Raw genomic sequence first — 16365 nt, 5'->3', positions numbered from 1 at the left:
TGAGCGCGTCGACGATGGCACTATAGGTGCGCACAAATTCCGCGGAGGTTTGCAAGGACGCTTCGCCAAGACTTCCATCTGGTTCGTTGAAACAGGAGCGATGCACTTTACGCTCCCTTAGATGCTGAACGGGGTGTGGAGCCTTGCGGATCACATCGGGTACGAGGTCGGGTTGGGAAAGGATGGGGACGTCTGCTGTCGGTCTCAAAGGCGGTGGCGCCTATGCGTTCTGCGATAAAACGTTGAAGCTCCGGTTGGGCGGCGCGGTCCCTATTGGCCACGATGTGGCAACTCGGCATCCACTTCCATGACATAGCGCGCTCCTCTACTGGGCTGTGAGAACGACTCGGCGTTGGCGGCCCGAGGAGCCGCTCCAACGTCGATGGACTGGGCATATACTCGTGAATCTGTGCCTCTATGAGTACTCGCCCTTCTGTAATGGGCCCGATGATGTCAAGCCTCCCGAGTGAACGCCACGCCGCCGAGCTCATGCTTCTGTTCGTGGTCGACGCCTGGCCGCCACATCATGCTGTCAGAGGGAGCGGTGAGCCTATCTAGATACGCGTGGTTCGTCGGACGACGGCCACTGGGCGTGTAACGGCTTCACCGCATCCACCGTCCCGGCGACGGGACTTCGGGCACCGGGCTTCAGTTCATCCCGGTTGCGTTCTTGATCTCCTCCACGTCTTCTATGCTGCGATTGAGCCCGCTTCGGCCCATCGGTAAGTCGTGCCATCGACCCAGATCCGATGCAGGATCACTGCGAGCTTGCGTGCCAAGGCGACCTTTGCGCGCTTCGAGCCTCTCCGCTTGGCGACGTCCATCCCCCAGCGTTTGAGTTTTGAGAACCGCGTGATGCGCGATAGCAGAACGTTGGCGGCTTCATACAAGGCCGTCCGCACCGTCTCATCGCCGGCCAGCGTGATTCCGCCCGTGACGTCCTTTTCTCCCGATTGATATTTCTTTGGCGTGAGCCCGAACAGCGCGCCTGCTGCCTTTGACTTTACAATGCGATGAGGATCATCAATCGCCGATTTGTAGGTGATGGCCACCAGGGGACCAACGCCTGGTACTGTCATAAGCTGGCGCCAGACTGCATCATCACGCACAATTGCCAGCACAGCCTTGTGTAGTCTTCCGTATTCTGCCTTCAGGGCCGATCGTGCCGAAAGCATCGCACCAGCAATGCGCTCCAATGTCGCCTGGCCTGCAACCAACTCTCGAATCCGCGCTTCGAAATTCCTTCGCGTCACCGGGCCAACCTTCAGACCGAAGCCGCGCAAAATCCCTCGGATACTTAATTCTACATCGATCAGCCGCCCGAGAAGCTGTTTGCGTGCGATCAGGAGTGCCCGGATCTCTTGCGCATCAACCGACTTTGCGTGTACCTGCCGAAACCATCCCATCCGGATCAACTGGGCGATCCCGCGGGCATCCTTGCGATCCGTCTTGACCGTCATTGCAGATAATGCGGCCTTCACGTGCCGCGTTTCCAGCAGAACTGTTTCAAATCCTGCACCTTTCAGGCCTGCATGCAGCCATTGCGACAGCGGCCCAGCCTCCAGCCCGATCCGCTTCACTGCAAAGCCGAGCGTCTCAAAAAACTCAACTAAGGCGTCGGGTTCGCTTGCGACCTTCGCTTCCTTCAGGATCTTACCCTGGGCGTCCACAACACACACGCTCGACAGTTCCAATGACACGTCGATTCCGGCATAATTCTCCACGGCTGTCCTCCGTCTCCAGATGCTTGGGGCCGACTCAAGTCGTGACCCCGTTTCATCATCTATCGGGGGACAGCCACCATCATGACCCCTTGCTCCGGAGCCGGGCCCATTACCGCATCTAGTTTGAGGAGCTTCGCATTGTCGTAAGCCGATCAGGCTGCGGCTTCGACCGGCGCCCGCGCGCCGGTCATGAAGGCAACCGCATCCGACATCGTATACGACTTGGGATCGATCACGGTGAGCCGCCGGCCGAGCCGATGGATGTGGATACGATCGGCAATTTCGAAAACGTGCGGCATGTTATGGCTGATCAAGACAACCGCCAGACCTCGCCCCCGAACGTCCAGGATCAACTCGAGCACACGACGGGATTCCTTGACCCCGAGCGCCGCAGTAGGTTCGTCCAGGATCACCACTCGCGAGCCAAAGGCCGCAGCCCGTGCCACTGCCACGCCCTGGCGCTGACCGCCTGATAGCGTCTCGACGCGCTGATTGATGTTCTGCACGGTCATGAGGCCAAGCTCTGTGAGTTTCTCGCGCGCGATGCGCTGCATGGCCTTACGATCGAGCATGCGGCAGATCGAGCCGAAAGGCCCCGCGCGGCGCAATTCGCGACCGAGAAACATGTTGTCGGCGATCGATAGACTCGGGGAGAGCGCAAGCGTCTGATACACAGTCTCGATGCCTGCAGCCTGCGCGTCGAGAGGCGAGCGGAAGGCGACAGGCTTTCCATCAAGCCTGATCTCGCCCGCGTTGGGAACGAGTGCTCCGGAAAGCGCGCGGATCAGCGAGGACTTTCCCGCACCATTGTCTCCAATGACGGCGAGTATTTCGCCGGGAAAGAGATCGAAATCAGCGTGATCGAGCGCCGTCACGCGACCATAGCGCTTGACGAGGCCGCGCGCCTGCAGAAGCGGCTGGGGAGTGTTGGATTGAATGCTCATGCCGACACCTTGCGAATCCATTGATCGAGGGCTACCGCGATGATGATCAGCCAGCCGACGGCGAATTCCTGCCAGAGCACGTCGACATCGGACAAGGCGAGCCCGTTGCGAAACACACCGACGATAAGGGCGCCGATCAGCGTGCCGACAATCGAACCACGGCCGCCGAATAGGCTGGCACCACCGACGACCACCGCCGTGATGCTGTCCAAATTGGCCGTCTGGCCAGCCTGAGGGCTGATCGAACCAATGCGCCCGATCAATGCCCACGCACCGAGCGCGCAAATTACGCCAGCGATCACATAGACGCCGAAGAGGATGCGGTCGGTTCGGATCCCTGCAAGCCGCGCCGCATCGGAATCGTCGCCCACCGCATAGAGATGGCGCCCGAAGGCGGTACGATTCAGCACGAACCAGAGAAATGCCACGAGTCCGAGCATGAAGAAGGAGCCGTAAGTAAAACGGGCGCCAAAGATGTTCACCGGCGTTCCCAATGCCTGGAGCAACGGGGCGATTTTCGCCACATCCTGCGAACGGATGGTTTCGGATGCCGAATACCAAAGGTTGAGAGCGAAAAAGATCGACCATGTCCCAAGCGTCACGATGAAAGGCGGCAGCTTGAGTCGGGTTACGAGCGCACCGTTGAGCACGCCACAACCCGCGCCCGCGGTGACACCCACGACGAGTGCGATTGGAGCTGGCAGTCCCATGGTGACCGCGAGCTTGCCCATGATGACGGAGCACATCACCATGATGGCCCCAACCGACAAATCAATGCCGGCGGTGATCACGATCAACGTCTGCGCCGCCCCGATTACGCCGATGATCGTGACCTGCTGGATGATCAGCGACAGGTTAAACATCGAGAGAAAGCGCGAGCCGACGGTGAAGCCGAAGGCCGCAACGCTGAGCAGGAGCACGATCGCCGGCACTGCCGTCGGATTGGCGTGCAGAAAGTGTTGAAGCTTCTGAAGCGGCGATCTTGCACGGACTTCGAATTCGGCGACGCGGCTCTCGGCCTTGTCGGGCACAAGCTCGAAGGCCTGGGCAGCGGGTTGGCTACTGCCAATATCGGTCATGACCGTTTTCCTCGTTGCATCTGGAACCTGCGGTTCCAATCTCGGGCGAACGTCCCTGGCTTTTCTGGCGCCCGGATCGCAGGCGCCTGTCCTTGCCAGGGGCAACAAGTCCGGGGTGCGATCAGCCCCAGCACTTCTTCAATGCGGCGGCGCTGTCGATCGATGGCAGATCCGCGGCCGGCTTGTCCGAGACGAGCTCGACACCGGTGTTGACGAACTCCAGGCCTGGTGACGCCTGCGGCTTGCCGCCACCAGAAGCGAAGGTCTTCACTGCTTCAACACCTTTCGCCGCCATCAGTAGCGGGAATTGCATGGAAGTGGCGCCGATGACGCCGTCCTTCACGTTGCGCACGCCGGGGCAACCGCCGTCAACGGAGACGATCAGCACGTCCTTGTCGCGACCGACCGAGCGCAGGGCCTCATATGCTCCCGCTGCCGCCGGCTCGTTGATGGTATAAACGAGCGAGATGCCGGGATCCTTTTGCAGCAAGTTTTCCATCGCCTTGCGACCGCCCTCCTCGCTGCCGAGCGTCACATCATGGCCAACGATGCGCGCATCCTTTTCGTCGCCGATCTTGGCGGGGTTGCCGAGATCAATGCCAAAGCCTTTCAGAAAGCCCTGATCGCGGGCGACATCGACCGAGATCTGGTTCACGTTGAGGTCCAGTAGCGCGATCTTTGCAGACGCTGCCTTGGCGCCCAGCGTTTTGGCGGCCCACTGGCCGATCAGTTGACCAGCCAGAAAGTTGTCGGTGGCAAAGGTCGCATCCGCCGCATTCGCCGGATCAAGCGGGGTGTCGAGGGCAATGACCAAAATGCCCGCCGCCCGCGCCTTCTCGACGGCCGGAACGATAGCGCGGGAGTCGTTGGGTGTGATCAGGATGCCTTTCGCACCGGCAGCGATCAGGTTCTCAATAGCTGACACCTGGCCCTCATTATCGCCGTCAACCTTTCCGGCGAAGGATCGCAGCTCGACGTCGTTCGCCTTGGCTGCCTGCTCAGCACCGGCCTTCATCTTCACGAAGAACGGATTGGTGCTGGTCTTGGTGATGAGTCCGACGATTGGCTTGTCGGCCGCGAACGAGCTGGTGGCGCCGAACGTAAACACGAGTGCCGCGAATAGTCCGAATGACTGACGCATGTGTTCCCTCCCTAGGGTTTTGGCGCGGTTCGACCGCGTGCCACGTGATCCTAAAAGGACCCAAATGGCCCTGTCAATAAATAAATCATCCCGACTTATTTATTGACGTCACCCGCAACAGCGGTCATTGTAGCGGTCAAGCGCCTTCGGAGAGGCGTAACGGACCTGTCCCGATGGCCAATAACCAACGAATTGCGGAGCCGAGGATGGACGAAGCAGCAGCGGCCGGAGCAACTAACCCGTCGGTGGCCTTGCCGGGCGGAAGCCGCGGCAGCACTCAGACGGGCGTGAGGCTGTACAACGAGCGGCTGGTCCTCTCCCTTATCAGGCGCCATCGCAGTCTCGCCAAGGTCGAGATAGCGCGCTTGACTGGGCTTTCGACCCAAACCACGACAGTGATCATCAATCGGTTGGAAGCCGATGGCTTGGTGCTCGCAGGCGAACCGCAGCGAGGCCGCATCGGCCAACCTTCCGTCCCCTATTCGCTCAACCCGGCCGGCGCTTTCGGTCTCGGTCTGATGATCGGCCGGCGAAGCTCGGATCTCGTGTTAATGGACTTCACCGCCGGCATCCGCGCCAGGCGACGCGCGATCTATTCCTTCCCCGAGCCCGAAGAGATTTTGGCATTTGTGGAGCGCGAGGTACCCAATCTCCTCGCCGAGTTGCCTGAAGCCCAGCAAAGCAGGATCAGCGGCATCGGCGTCGCGATGCCATTTGAGCTTTGGAGCTGGGAAGCTGATCTGCAAACGCCGCCAGGCGTGCTCGCCAGGTGGCGTGACTTCAACGTAGCCGCTGAACTCTCGCGCCGCTTCGGTCCTCTGCCGGTCCGCGTTTGCAACGACGCGACTTCGGCATGTGCGGCCGAACTGACTTTCGGTGCTGGCGCAGCATACCGTGATTTCGCCTACTTCTACATTGGCGCCTTCATCGGCGGCGGCATCGTTCTGAACGGCAGCCTCTTCCCGGGCCGTAGCGGCAACGCGGGCGCACTCGGCTCCATGCCGACCATGCGACGGGACGAAAACGGTGAGACAAGTCTTCAGCAGTTGATCCGCACTGCCTCCATCTATCAATTGGAGCGCAGAGTGATCTCCGCTGGTCGACGTGGAAGTGATATCTGGCTCTCGCCCGACGATTGGTCGAACTTCGAGGAGCCGCTCGATGCTTGGGTTACCGCGGCAGCCGAGGCCCTGGCACAGGCAATCGCCGCATTGCTGGCCGTGATCGACTTTGAAGCCGTCATCATCGACGGGGCCCTTCCGGTCGAAGTGCGTCGTCGTCTTGTCGAGCGGACAAACGACTATTGGGCCCGCATGGACAGGCAGGGCCTCACCGACGCCGTGGTGGTGGAAGGCTCGATCGGCCGCGATGCCCGCGCGATCGGCGGTGCCGCGTTGCCATTGCTCGCGGCGTTCGCTCGCGATCATGACGTACTCTTCAAGGATTGAGCGTGGTCGACGACATGGCTCTCCGATCCGAGCGCACTATCGCGGATCCTTCGCGCAAGTTCCTGGCAGCCTCGAGGCTTGTCGTGATGAACAAGGGTGACGCATCGTGATTCTTGTCTGTGGCGAAGCCCTGATCGATCTATTTGTGGCAAGGTCCGGCCGGTCGGAAATGTCGTCCCGTGCCGTTGCGGGTGGCTCTCCTTTCAACGTTGCTATTGGCCTCGCTCGGCTCGGCGTTCGAACGGCTTTCCTGAGTGGCATCTCGCGCGATCACTTCGGCGCGTTCATCACGGACAGGCTGGCTTGCGAAGGTGTGGATGACGGCTTTCTCGTGCGCACCGACCGACCATCCACGATTTCGATCGTGGCGACAACCAACGACGGTCAACCGAACTATGCTTTCCATGGCGACAGTGCAGCAGATCGTTCGCTTCAGCTTACCCACCTGCCCAGCACGCTCCCAGACGACATTCAGGCTTTGACTTTCGGCTCCTATTCCATGGCTGTCGAGCCGGTCGGCAGCACATTTGCCGCGCTCGCCCAACGCGAGCATGGGCGCCGCGTCATCAGTGTCGATGCCAACGTCCGTCCAACCGTCGTCAGCGATATGCAAAGCTGGGCCACTGCCGCGGAACGCTTTTACCGGACGGCCACGGTGATCAAGGCCAGCGACGAGGATGTTCGCGTTGCGTGGGGCGGTCGTGTCTCAATCGCCGATGCGGCCGCCTATTGGCTCAAGTGCGGCGCGCGCCTCGTAGTGGTGACCGAAGGAGCGAAGGGGGCAACCGCTTTTTCCGCCGCCGGCAGCGTTTCGGTGCCCGGTCGCTCCGTGGTCGTGCGAGACACCGTGGGCGCCGGCGACACATTCCACGCCGCGCTGCTTGCGCAGCTTGCGAAGACCGACAGGCTCCATCCCGAGGCCATCGCGGCGCTCAACCTATCGGCAATCCGCGAGTTGCTCACCTACGGGACGGCTGCCGCCGCCATCACAGTTTCCCGCGATGGTGCCGACCTGCCGACCGCCGCCGACATCGATGCGAGTACGGAGCCATGCCATGCTTGACAGAGTGACCGACGCAACGCCGCAGATCAGAGGGGATCGAATTGAGAAAGGCTCGCGCATGACAAGCCGCGTGATTCCGGTGGCTCCCTTTGTGCTGACCGTTTTCGGAGCGACCGGCGATCTGGCGTGCCGCAAGCTGTTGCCGGCGCTCTTTCGTCGCGATTTTGCGGGCCAGCTACCGGAGAAAGCGACTATTTTTGGCGTCGCGCGCGGCGCAATGTCGCGGGATGATTTCCTCGCCATGGTGCGCGCGGCGATCATGAAGTATGTGCCGGCATCAGAAAACACGGGACCCGAACTCGATCGCTTCCTGGCCCGTATCTCCTACATCGCTGCCGATGCCGAAGGCGAGAATGGTTGGACCGAACTCGCAGCCGCCCTGTCGGCCCACGCCGAACGCATTCATGTCCATTATCTGGCGACAGCACCGCATCTGTTCGGACCGATCTGCGAAAGGCTAGGTCGCTACGGTCTTTCAAAAGGCGATTCCCGCATTGTTATCGAGAAGCCGATCGGCAAGGATCTTGAGTCCGCAATCCAACTCAATCAAACCGTCGGCATGATTTTTCCGGAGGAACGCGTCTACCGGATCGATCACTATCTCGGCAAGGAGACGGTCCAAAATCTGATGGCACTACGGTTCGCCAACGCATTGTTCGAGCCGCTGTGGAATGCCGGTCACATCGACCATGTGCAGATTACCGTCGCCGAATCCATCGGCGTAGAGGAACGCGGCACCTACTACGACAAGTCCGGCGCCCTGCGCGACATGGTACAAAACCATCTTCTGCAACTGCTCTGTCTGGTGGCAATGGAGCCGCCACATTCGCTCGAAGCCGACGCCGTGCGCGATGAGAAACTCAAGATTCTGAAATCGCTCGAACGGATTGACGAAACAAACGCGGCATTCCTGACCGTGCCGGGTCAATACCGCGCCGGCGCATGTGACGGCATCGCTGTTCCCGGTTATGCGGAAGAGATCGCCGATCGCCCAAGCTCGACCGAGACCTTCGTTGCGCTCAAGGCGGCCGTTGCGAATTGGCGATGGACGGGCGTTCCCTTTTACTTGCGCACCGGAAAGCGGCTGCAGCAACGCAGCTCCGAGATTGTCGTAACCTTCAGGAAGGTTCCGCATTCGATCTTCAACTCAGATTCGGGAAAGGCTGTGCAGACGCGGCTTGTGATCCGCTTGCAGCCCGACGAGGGAATCAAGCTCTGGCTCATGATCAAGGAGCCCGGCCCCGGCGGCATGCGGTTGCAATATGTCCCCCTCGACATGAGCTTTGCGGAAGCATTCGACGTCTCGGTACCGGACGCTTACGAACGGCTGTTGATGGATGTGGTCCGCGGAGACGCGACGTTGTTCATGCGCCGGGATGAAGTCGAGGCAGCATGGCGCTGGATTGACCCAATCCGCCGGGCGTGGAGCCAGATGAATGAAATCCCGCGCCCATACGTTGCCGGCAGCTGGGGTCCCTCTGCCGCCGTCGCCCTGATCGAACGCGACAGCCGAACATGGATGGAGGACGCTGCGTGACGTCGGAGCGGCGCATAGTCAATGCTCAATCCGCAAACAGGAGACTTGTATGACGATCGAAGCAAGGGTCAATGCGAGGGTCGCCGAAGTGACAGATCGCATCGCTCGGCGCAGTCACGACGGCCGAGCACACTATCTTGATGGCATTGCGGAGACGGTAAGCAAGCCGGTGCGGCGACGACTTGGATGCGCCAACCAGGCCCACGCCTTCGCGGCTTGCGGTGCCCACGACAAGAAGATGATGCAAGATGGCCACGTCCCCAGTCTCGGAATTGTCACGGCCTACAACGATATGCTCTCGGCCCATCAGCCCTACGAGCGTTTCCCTGATCTCATCCGACAGAGTGCGCGTGCAGCGGGTGGTGTTGCCCAAGTCGCGGGCGGTGTTCCGGCGATGTGCGACGGCATCACGCAAGGCGAAGCGGGAATGGAGCTATCGCTCTTTTCCCGAGACGTGATCGCACTTTCCACCGCGGTTGCCTTATCGCACCAAACTTACAATGCTGCGGTCTATCTCGGCATTTGCGACAAGATCGTGCCGGGTCTCGTGATAGGGGCCCTGTCCTTTGGACATTTGCCAGCAGTGTTCATCCCGTCGGGCCCGATGACCTCGGGACTGCCAAACGATGAAAAGGCAAAAATTCGCCAAGCCTTTGCCGAAGGCAAGGTCGGACGTGATGCGCTGCTCGAGGCGGAGGCGCGAGCCTACCACGGTGCGGGCACCTGTACCTTCTATGGGACCGCGAACACCAATCAGATGCTGATGGAGATAATGGGCCTCCATTTGCCGGGCGCATCCTTCGTCAATCCGAACACTCCTTTGCGCGACGCACTGACCCGTGCTGCCACAGAGCGAGCCCTCGCCATAACCTTCCTCGGGAATGAATACACTCCGGTTGGAAAAGTGCTCGACGAACGCGCGTTTGTGAACGGTATCGTCGGTCTCCATGCCACCGGCGGATCCACCAATCACACGCTGCATTTGGTAGCGATGGCCGCAGCCGCCGGCCTCAAACTATCCTGGGAAGATTTTGCCGACCTCGCCGAGGTTGCTCCCCTTCTCACCCGCATCTATCCCAACGGTTCTGCGGATGTGAACCATTTCCATGCCGCTGGCGGCATGAGCTTCCTGATTCGTGAATTGCTCGGGGCCGGCCTATTGCACGCCAACGTCACTACGGTCTGGGGCACTGGCTTGGAGGCGTACCTAAATGAGCCGAAGCTCAGCTCCCAAGGAGCGCTGACCTGGCATGAGGGAACGCAAACCAGCGGCGACCCTTCCGTAGTGCGCGGCGTTGCCGAGCCCTTTCAGGAGACGGGCGGCCTGAGAGTCCTGGAGGGCGACCTCGGGCGGGCCGTCATCAAGACGTCAGCGGTTGTGCCGCAACGGCATCTGATCCAAGCGCCCGCCCGCGTCTTTCATTCCCAAGAAGAGTTTCAGAATGCCTTCGCGGCTGGCGAGTTCACGAACGATCTCGTCGTCATCTTGCGCTTCCAAGGTCCGAAAGCCAACGGTATGCCGGAGCTGCACAAGCTGATGCCCCCGCTTGGTGTGTTGCAGGATCGTGGCCTCAAAGTCGCTCTCGTGACCGACGGAAGGCTTTCAGGAGCCTCTGGCAAGGTGCCAGCTGCCATTCACGTCACGCCGGAAGCGGCGGAAGGGGGCGCAATCGCCAAGATATGCGATGGCGATCTCATCCGAGTTGACGCGGTTGCCGGTCGGTTGGAAGTCCTTGTCGACCGCGAGGACTGGAGGACGCGAGCGCCAGCGCATTTCGACCATTCCATCGCGCAACGCGGAGTAGGCCGGGAACTCTTCGCAATTTTTCGCGACCGGGTTGGCCGCGCCGACAACGGTGCAAGTATCTTTCTGGGAGCGTCGGAATGAGCGCGCAACAAGGCCTCCTCGAAATTCTCTTGAAGACGCCGGTAATTCCCGTGATTTCTCTTGATAGTGCGTCGGATGCGGCTCCGCTGGCACGGGCGCTGGCAGCCGGCGGCTTGTCTGTAATTGAAATCACGCTTCGTACGGCTGCATCCCTTGATGCGATCCGAGCTATTGCGAGCGAGGTCGAAAGCATTGAGGTCGGCGCGGGAACGATCATCGAGCCGGCACAGCTTGAGGCGGCGATGCGGGCCGGCGCCCGTTTCGCGGTTTCTCCAGGACACACCCATCGTCTGCTCGACGCCGCGGAGGCGAGCGAAATCCCACTCTTGCCAGGCGTTGCGAGCGCATCCGAGGCCATGAGTCTCATCGAACGTGATTATCGACTTGCGAAATTCTTCCCGGCTGAATCAGCCGGTGGCGTCGATTTTCTGTCTTCGCTTGCCTCGCCCCTTCCGCAGCTCAGATTCTGCCCCACAGGCGGCATAACTCAACAAAGCGCGCCTCGATATCTGGAGCTTACGAATGTCCTCTGCGTAGGCGGCTCTTGGATGGCCCCAAAGGATCTCGTCTCCGCGCGGGATTGGCAGTCCATCACCACTCAAAGCAGGGCGGCCGCTGCATTACTTGCCATGCGGCAAAGCCAAAGAGGTATGAGATCCAAGATCACGCTGCTCACGTAGCAAGAGAATAGCAGCAAGCCGGATAGCCGAAATGAAGTGATCGACTAGGGTGCAGTCGATTCTGGAATATCGTTGCGGCTTGTCGCTTCGCGGACAAGCTCCAACCACGCCCTCGAGGCCTCCGAAAGATAGGCACCGCGGCGCCATACCATGGCCATGACCCACTCAGTTTCCGGTCCCTCGAGCAGAACGTGCCGAACTGCGGCGTTGCGCCGTTGGGCAGCGATCATCCGAGGCAGGAAGGCAACCCCAAGACCGGCACCGACCAGCTCGATCATGAAATCGATCTGACTGCTACGCGCCACTACGTTGGGCTCGAAATTCGCGCGCCGACAGGCGTCGAGGATCAGGCGGTGCAGAGCAAAGCCGCTCTCGAAGAGAATGAAGGGTGTGTCCTTAAGATCGGTGAGCGAGACCGATCGCCTACCAACCAAGTTGTGGTTTGAAGGGAGGAGCGCGATCAGCGGCTCACGCCGCACCATCTCCCAATCGAACTCCTCCGAGGTCGGCAAGAGCGCCCCAGCAAAGTCAATCTCGCCCTCGCGCAGGCTCTCTTCGAGTTGGGCGCTGCCATGCTCGACGAGCTTCACCTCGATACCCGGATAGCGCTGGCGGAAGACAGCGAAGAGCGGCGCAAAAAGCGAGCTACTGCCGACCGGCGGCAGACCAAGCCTCAAGGAGCCCCGCTTGAGTCCACGAATCTCGTCGAGTTCGGCGAGAAGATCATCGCGATCGGCCAGAAGCTTCACGCCGCGACGGTAAACCACTTCGCCGGCGGCCGTCAGCACGCTTCGGTGCCCGATCCGATCAAGCAGCGGGACGCCGATCTCGTCCTCGAGCTGTTTTACCGCCTTGCTGACCGTGGACTGCGTCGCGAACACAGTCTTGGCGGCTTGGGAGAAGCCCCCTTGGCGAACGACCTCGACAAATGCACGGAGCGGTCGAAATTCCATATCCAGTCCATATCAGAATAGTCAGAATTCAATCAATTCATTTTCAGCATGCTGCAATGCAGCGTATCTTAACATTGGTAATGAGGACGTTCCATGAGCGCACTTCCCAAGGTAGCTAGGCTCGTTCGACGCAGCACGCCGCTGCAAGTCGGCATCGTGATCGCATTCTGGCTTGCCGGCGAGGCGCTTGTCCGAATGTTCGCCGCTCCGCTCCCCGGCGGGATGGTTGGACTGCTCTTCCTGCTCCTGCTCCTCGCCACGCGACAGCTAAGCGCGCTCAGCATACGGCGCGGCGCGGAGTGGCTGCTCGCCGATATGCTGCTGTTCTTTATGCCGGTGGCACTCGCAGTCCTGGACCACCGTGAATTCCTGGGACTGGTCGGCCTCAAGATCCTATTCGTGATCCTGATCAGCACTGCAGCCGTCATGTTAGTAACGGCCTTTGCCGTTGATCGCTGCTATCGCTGGAGGGCTGGCCATGTCTTGGCTGAGGCAGATCCTCGCTGAAACCGCATTCCAGGCGCTGCTTTGGTCGGCCGTCACGATCGGCTTCTATGGGGGCGCCAAGCGCATCTACCGTAGATGGCCACGATGGTGGCTGATGCCGCTGACGATAACGCCGGTTCTTATCGCCGCCGCCGTCCTGTCGTTGCATGCGAGCTACCACGACTACATTCGTGGAACAAAGTGGCTCGTGCTGCTGCTCGGTCCCGCGACCGTCGCCTTCGCAATCCCGATCTACGAGCAGCGCGGATTGATCCGTCGCCACTGGCCGGTTCTACTTGTCGGCATCCTCGCCGGAAGCCTGACTGCTATAGCTTCGAGTTGGGCGTTGGCGACACTCGTTGGTCTCGACGGATCGCTTCGTCTCAGCCTATTGCCGCGCTCGATCAGCACTCCCTTCGCCATGGAGGTCTCCGGTGACATTGGCGGCATCCCGGATCTGACGGCCGTGTTCGTCATCGTCACGGGGATTGCCGGAGCTGTAATCGGCGACATGATCCTTGCACGGATTCCATTCGCTTCCGCCCTTGCGCGCGGCGCACTCTTCGGCGTCGGCGCGCACGGGGCCGGCACGGCCCGGGCGCACCAGATCGGCCACACAGAAGGAGCTGTGGCCGGGTTAGTCATGGTACTGGTAGGCCTCCTCAATGTGCTCGTGGCGCCTCTCATTGCGCACCTCATGAGATTATAAGCAATGTCACCCTGACACGCTCTGTGTTCAGCGGCATGGCAACTACGCGTCCGGACTCGTCACAAGGGAGATTAAGCAACAAGTGCAGCCAATCTCTTTCAAGCTGCGGGGAGGCGCAGCTCCGCGTGTAGGCCACCCCTGTCGTTAGTGGAGAGCTCGACCGAGCCGCCGTGGAGCATGGCAAGATCGCGCACGATTCCCAGACCACAGGCTTCAGTATTCCCTTCCACGCCGCCAACCTGCATCGTTCCAGAAGATGACTTAAACTAGGACTGTATCGACGGGACGGCGCGGCGCGTAGAGCATGGCAGGACCATAGCCGAAGCGGACCACGAGGTCCGGACGCTTGTGCGGCTCGCCGATTAGCGCGGCTAGTTCCGGCCGCAATCGCGCGACCTCAACCGGCTGGTTGATGAAGGCACATTTGAGGCCCAACCAGGTGGCGGTGAGCAGGAAGCGCTGGCAGGCACGCCCCACTTCGATCCAATTCGCCGGATCCGCCGCATCGCCGACGAAGACGGCGAGGGCTGCCGACGATTCGAGTTCGCGCGCCAGCTTGTCGTTCTCTGTGCGAGCGGTGAAGAACAGGTCGAAAGCACGCCGTCCGATCCAGTCGGGCAACACGGGATTGCCGGTGCTGGCTGCGAACAGGCCGTCGCCGCTAGTCATCGCCGCGCTCGGGTTAAAGCGCAGCCAGCTTTTCAGCTCGGCGACGAAGGCAGGATCGGCGAGTTGGACGTTGTTGCCCGCAATGGCGAGCTCACGCACCTTGTCCATCTGCTGCCGGTCAGTCAGGAGGAATAGCCGCACGCCGGGCCGCGTACCCGCGCGAGCCAGCGCATCAAGATCTCTGCCTGGGACAGGCCTGCCGTCATAGAGGGCGCGCGTCGACTGCCGCTTCGCGATGACGTCGAAAACAGGATCCCGCGAAACGGTGCCTGTGCCGAGTTGGAAGCGTAGACTACCATCAGGCTCGGACGCCACCTCGCAAGACCGCCCCGCCGCCCTTGCCGCGACGAAAAGATTCTCGGCCGCACAGCCGAGGCTAACGAACAGATGATGGTCGTCGGGATCGACAATGGGCGTACGTCGTCCGAAATCGGGCAGAAGTCGCACGTCATTGCCGCGAACCTGAAAGCGCCAGGGCTGTGTGTTGTGGCCGTTGGCGGCGAGGGTCGCGTAGCGGATCAGATTCGAGAGTCCGGCCTCTGGTCCCAGCGCAGTCCTCAGCGTGGCGACATAATTGTCGTAATCGGCCATGGCGCTGGCGCCTGAATTGCGATTCCAAGCCGTGGCGCCGATTACACCGGCTACTACAAGGACACCCCCGCTTCCCAACAAACACTGTCTTCGGCTCAGGTTCTTCATCCATTTTCCTCAAGAACTGCGCTAAAATAATCCTCGCTTAATGCGGCGCACCTTGATGACGATCAAGGTAGCACTAACTTCACCTCGAACTGTGCGAGACGGACCTGACGATTGCGCGGGTCTTTAGAGCCGGCCAAATGTAAGCTGCATGATCCGCGTCGAGCGATTGCCGATCCGCGCAAATGAAGTGCCCTTGGCCATCAAGCTGCAGCCACGTTCTCGCGTTGCTGCAGCTCCAGAAATTATGACGGAAAATCTCCAATCACGACCTTGCCAAGCATACGGCCGCTTTCGACTAGCGCGTGAGCTTCGGCCAAACTTGCCGCGCTAATGGGGCGCAACTCTTTAGTTGCGGTCGAGCGGATCACACCTGCGTCCGCCAAAGATGAAACCTCCTCCAAAATGCGATGGTGTGAGATCAGATCGGCAGGTGCCCCGAAGGCCGTCCGCGTCACCACGTCCTCCCAGTGCAGCGATGCGCTTTTCGCTCTCAGCGGCGTCACGTCTAGGCTATCGTGGTTTGTGATGACGCCGACCTTTCCGCCGGGCGCGATGATCTCGGTGATGGCGGGCCAGTGCCGGTCCGTCTCATTGAGCGCGGCGATATGCGTTATGGTCGGCGCTTGGATAGCGCGAAGTTCGTCGGCCATTGACTTGGAGTGATCGATGACGGCGTGCGCGCCGAGCGACAAAGACCAATCCCGGCTTTCGGGCCGAGACGCCGTCGCTATCACTCTCAATCCGGTCAGGCGGCGCACAAACTGAATCAGCATCGATCCGACCCCTCCGGCGCCCCCAACAATGAGTATGGCACCAGCATCGAACGATTTGCCTGGCCGAACGTTCAGGCGCTCGAATAGGAGCTCCCACGCAGTGAGGGACGTGAGCGGCAGGGCCGCAGCCTTGGCGAAGGTGAGACTGGCGGGCTTGCGACCGACCAGGCGCTCGTCGACAGCATGCAGTTCGGCGTTGCCGCCGCTGCGATACAGGCTTCCTGAGTAGAAGACCTCATCTCCCGGACGAAACAAGGTGACCTCGGGACCGATAGCGACTACGACGCCGGCAATATCCCATCCGAGGACATCGATGGCATCGCCCAGGAAAACCCTGCCATCACGGACCTTAGTGTCGACGGGATTAACGGAGACAGCGCGCACGGAGACCAGGAGGTCGTGAGCTGCCAGAATGGGCTCGGGCTTCTCGGTCTCGAAGAAACTTCGCGGGTCGCTGGACGCGGATCCCGGGATATAGGCAATGGCTTTCATGAGGCCTCCTCAGGCGCTTGTGGTTCGCCCGGAAGAGATCGACACCTATCTCAATTGAACAAGTACGGCGATTTGGCGTA

The 16365-nt window shown here is 60.7% G+C and carries 14 protein-coding genes; 7 read left to right on the top strand and 7 right to left on the bottom strand.

What is annotated here, in order from left to right; genetic code table 11:
- Positions 1–689: 689 nt before the first annotated feature.
- From ABIB95_RS37815 to ABIB95_RS37800, 4 genes are all read right to left on the bottom strand, one after another.
- Complete coding sequence (locus ABIB95_RS37815; RefSeq protein ID WP_354247413.1) at positions 690–1724, bottom strand: IS110 family RNA-guided transposase; 1035 nt, start codon at positions 1722–1724, stop codon at positions 690–692.
- A gap of 152 nt (positions 1725–1876) precedes the next feature.
- Positions 1877–2689, bottom strand: coding sequence for an ATP-binding cassette domain-containing protein (locus tag ABIB95_RS37810; RefSeq protein ID WP_247302563.1), 813 nt, complete (start codon positions 2687–2689; stop codon positions 1877–1879).
- Positions 2665–3747 (bottom strand): ABC transporter permease, encoded by a 1083-nt coding sequence (locus tag ABIB95_RS37805; RefSeq protein ID WP_354247410.1) that lies wholly within the window; start codon positions 3745–3747, stop codon positions 2665–2667. The genes ABIB95_RS37810 and ABIB95_RS37805 overlap by 25 nt, the downstream gene beginning before the upstream one ends.
- A gap of 121 nt (positions 3748–3868) precedes the next feature.
- Complete coding sequence (locus tag ABIB95_RS37800) at positions 3869–4888, bottom strand: sugar ABC transporter substrate-binding protein (RefSeq protein ID WP_247302559.1); 1020 nt, start codon at positions 4886–4888, stop codon at positions 3869–3871.
- A 206-nt stretch (positions 4889–5094) separates the two neighbouring features.
- Between ABIB95_RS37800 and ABIB95_RS37795 the strand changes: the two genes are divergently transcribed.
- The 5 genes from ABIB95_RS37795 to eda all read left to right on the top strand — a co-directional run bounded on the left by ABIB95_RS37795 (position 5095) and on the right by eda (position 11504).
- Positions 5095–6336 (top strand): ROK family transcriptional regulator, encoded by a 1242-nt coding sequence (locus ABIB95_RS37795; RefSeq protein WP_247302556.1) that lies wholly within the window; start codon positions 5095–5097, stop codon positions 6334–6336.
- Between the two features lie 106 nt (positions 6337–6442).
- Positions 6443–7399: a carbohydrate kinase family protein gene (locus ABIB95_RS37790; RefSeq protein WP_247302554.1), complete on the top strand. Its 957-nt coding sequence runs from the start codon at positions 6443–6445 to the stop codon at positions 7397–7399.
- Between the two features lie 58 nt (positions 7400–7457).
- Positions 7458–8936: a glucose-6-phosphate dehydrogenase gene (gene zwf, locus ABIB95_RS37785; protein WP_354247522.1), complete on the top strand. Its 1479-nt coding sequence runs from the start codon at positions 7458–7460 to the stop codon at positions 8934–8936.
- A gap of 49 nt (positions 8937–8985) precedes the next feature.
- Positions 8986–10824, top strand: a complete 1839-nt coding sequence (gene edd / locus ABIB95_RS37780) for a phosphogluconate dehydratase (protein ID WP_354247406.1) — start codon at positions 8986–8988, stop codon at positions 10822–10824.
- The gene (eda, locus tag ABIB95_RS37775) at positions 10821–11504 is read left to right on the top strand and encodes a bifunctional 4-hydroxy-2-oxoglutarate aldolase/2-dehydro-3-deoxy-phosphogluconate aldolase (protein ID WP_354247403.1); all 684 of its coding nucleotides are present in this window, start codon (positions 10821–10823) and stop codon (positions 11502–11504) included. The genes edd and eda overlap by 4 nt, the downstream gene beginning before the upstream one ends.
- A gap of 44 nt (positions 11505–11548) precedes the next feature.
- On the opposite strand, the gene ABIB95_RS37770 is transcribed toward eda, so the two are convergent.
- Positions 11549–12457: a LysR family transcriptional regulator gene (locus ABIB95_RS37770; RefSeq protein WP_354247401.1), complete on the bottom strand. Its 909-nt coding sequence runs from the start codon at positions 12455–12457 to the stop codon at positions 11549–11551.
- Between the two features lie 93 nt (positions 12458–12550).
- Here ABIB95_RS37770 and ABIB95_RS37765 point away from each other — a divergent pair, with 93 nt between their 5' ends.
- Entirely contained in the window at positions 12551–12964 is a 414-nt protein-coding gene (locus ABIB95_RS37765) for a CidA/LrgA family protein (protein WP_354247398.1), read from the top strand.
- A complete protein-coding gene (locus ABIB95_RS37760) occupies positions 12936–13652 on the top strand; it encodes an LrgB family protein (RefSeq protein WP_247302544.1) in 717 nt (238 codons plus the stop codon). The genes ABIB95_RS37765 and ABIB95_RS37760 overlap by 29 nt, the downstream gene beginning before the upstream one ends.
- A 261-nt stretch (positions 13653–13913) precedes the next feature.
- Here ABIB95_RS37760 and ABIB95_RS37755 read toward each other — a convergent pair whose 3' ends face one another.
- Both ABIB95_RS37755 and ABIB95_RS37750 read right to left on the bottom strand, forming a co-directional pair.
- Positions 13914–15020: an Acg family FMN-binding oxidoreductase gene (locus tag ABIB95_RS37755; protein WP_354247395.1), complete on the bottom strand. Its 1107-nt coding sequence runs from the start codon at positions 15018–15020 to the stop codon at positions 13914–13916.
- 242 nt (positions 15021–15262) lie between these two features.
- The gene (locus tag ABIB95_RS37750) at positions 15263–16285 is read right to left on the bottom strand and encodes a zinc-binding alcohol dehydrogenase family protein (protein WP_247302542.1); all 1023 of its coding nucleotides are present in this window, start codon (positions 16283–16285) and stop codon (positions 15263–15265) included.
- Positions 16286–16365: the final 80 nt, after the last annotated feature.

This window comes from Bradyrhizobium sp. LA2.1, from assembly GCF_040547725.1.
GTDB classification, from domain to species: Bacteria; Pseudomonadota; Alphaproteobacteria; order Rhizobiales; family Xanthobacteraceae; genus Bradyrhizobium; species Bradyrhizobium barranii.
Note: the sequence above shows the minus strand (reverse complement) of the source record. Positions and strands in the feature narration are given on the sequence as shown.

What these genes read in the sequence shown, in the direction of transcription:
- ABIB95_RS37760 (WP_247302544.1), top strand. Translation starts at nt 12,936, where the DNA reads ATGTCTTGGCTGAGGCAGATCCTCGCTGAAACCGCATTCCAGGCGCTG.
- edd (WP_354247406.1), top strand. Translation starts at nt 8,986, where the DNA reads ATGACGATCGAAGCAAGGGTCAATGCGAGGGTCGCCGAAGTGACAGAT.
- ABIB95_RS37805 (WP_354247410.1), bottom strand. Translation starts at nt 3,747, where the DNA reads ATGACCGATATTGGCAGTAGCCAACCCGCTGCCCAGGCCTTCGAGCTT.
- ABIB95_RS37765 (WP_354247398.1), top strand. Translation starts at nt 12,551, where the DNA reads ATGAGCGCACTTCCCAAGGTAGCTAGGCTCGTTCGACGCAGCACGCCG.
- ABIB95_RS37800 (WP_247302559.1), bottom strand. Translation starts at nt 4,888, where the DNA reads ATGCGTCAGTCATTCGGACTATTCGCGGCACTCGTGTTTACGTTCGGC.
- ABIB95_RS37750 (WP_247302542.1), bottom strand. Translation starts at nt 16,285, where the DNA reads ATGAAAGCCATTGCCTATATCCCGGGATCCGCGTCCAGCGACCCGCGA.
- ABIB95_RS37770 (WP_354247401.1), bottom strand. Translation starts at nt 12,457, where the DNA reads ATGGAATTTCGACCGCTCCGTGCATTTGTCGAGGTCGTTCGCCAAGGG.
- zwf (WP_354247522.1), top strand. Translation starts at nt 7,458, where the DNA reads ATGACAAGCCGCGTGATTCCGGTGGCTCCCTTTGTGCTGACCGTTTTC.
- ABIB95_RS37810 (WP_247302563.1), bottom strand. Translation starts at nt 2,689, where the DNA reads ATGGATTCGCAAGGTGTCGGCATGAGCATTCAATCCAACACTCCCCAG.
- ABIB95_RS37755 (WP_354247395.1), bottom strand. Translation starts at nt 15,020, where the DNA reads ATGAAGAACCTGAGCCGAAGACAGTGTTTGTTGGGAAGCGGGGGTGTC.
- ABIB95_RS37795 (WP_247302556.1), top strand. Translation starts at nt 5,095, where the DNA reads ATGGACGAAGCAGCAGCGGCCGGAGCAACTAACCCGTCGGTGGCCTTG.
- eda (WP_354247403.1), top strand. Translation starts at nt 10,821, where the DNA reads ATGAGCGCGCAACAAGGCCTCCTCGAAATTCTCTTGAAGACGCCGGTA.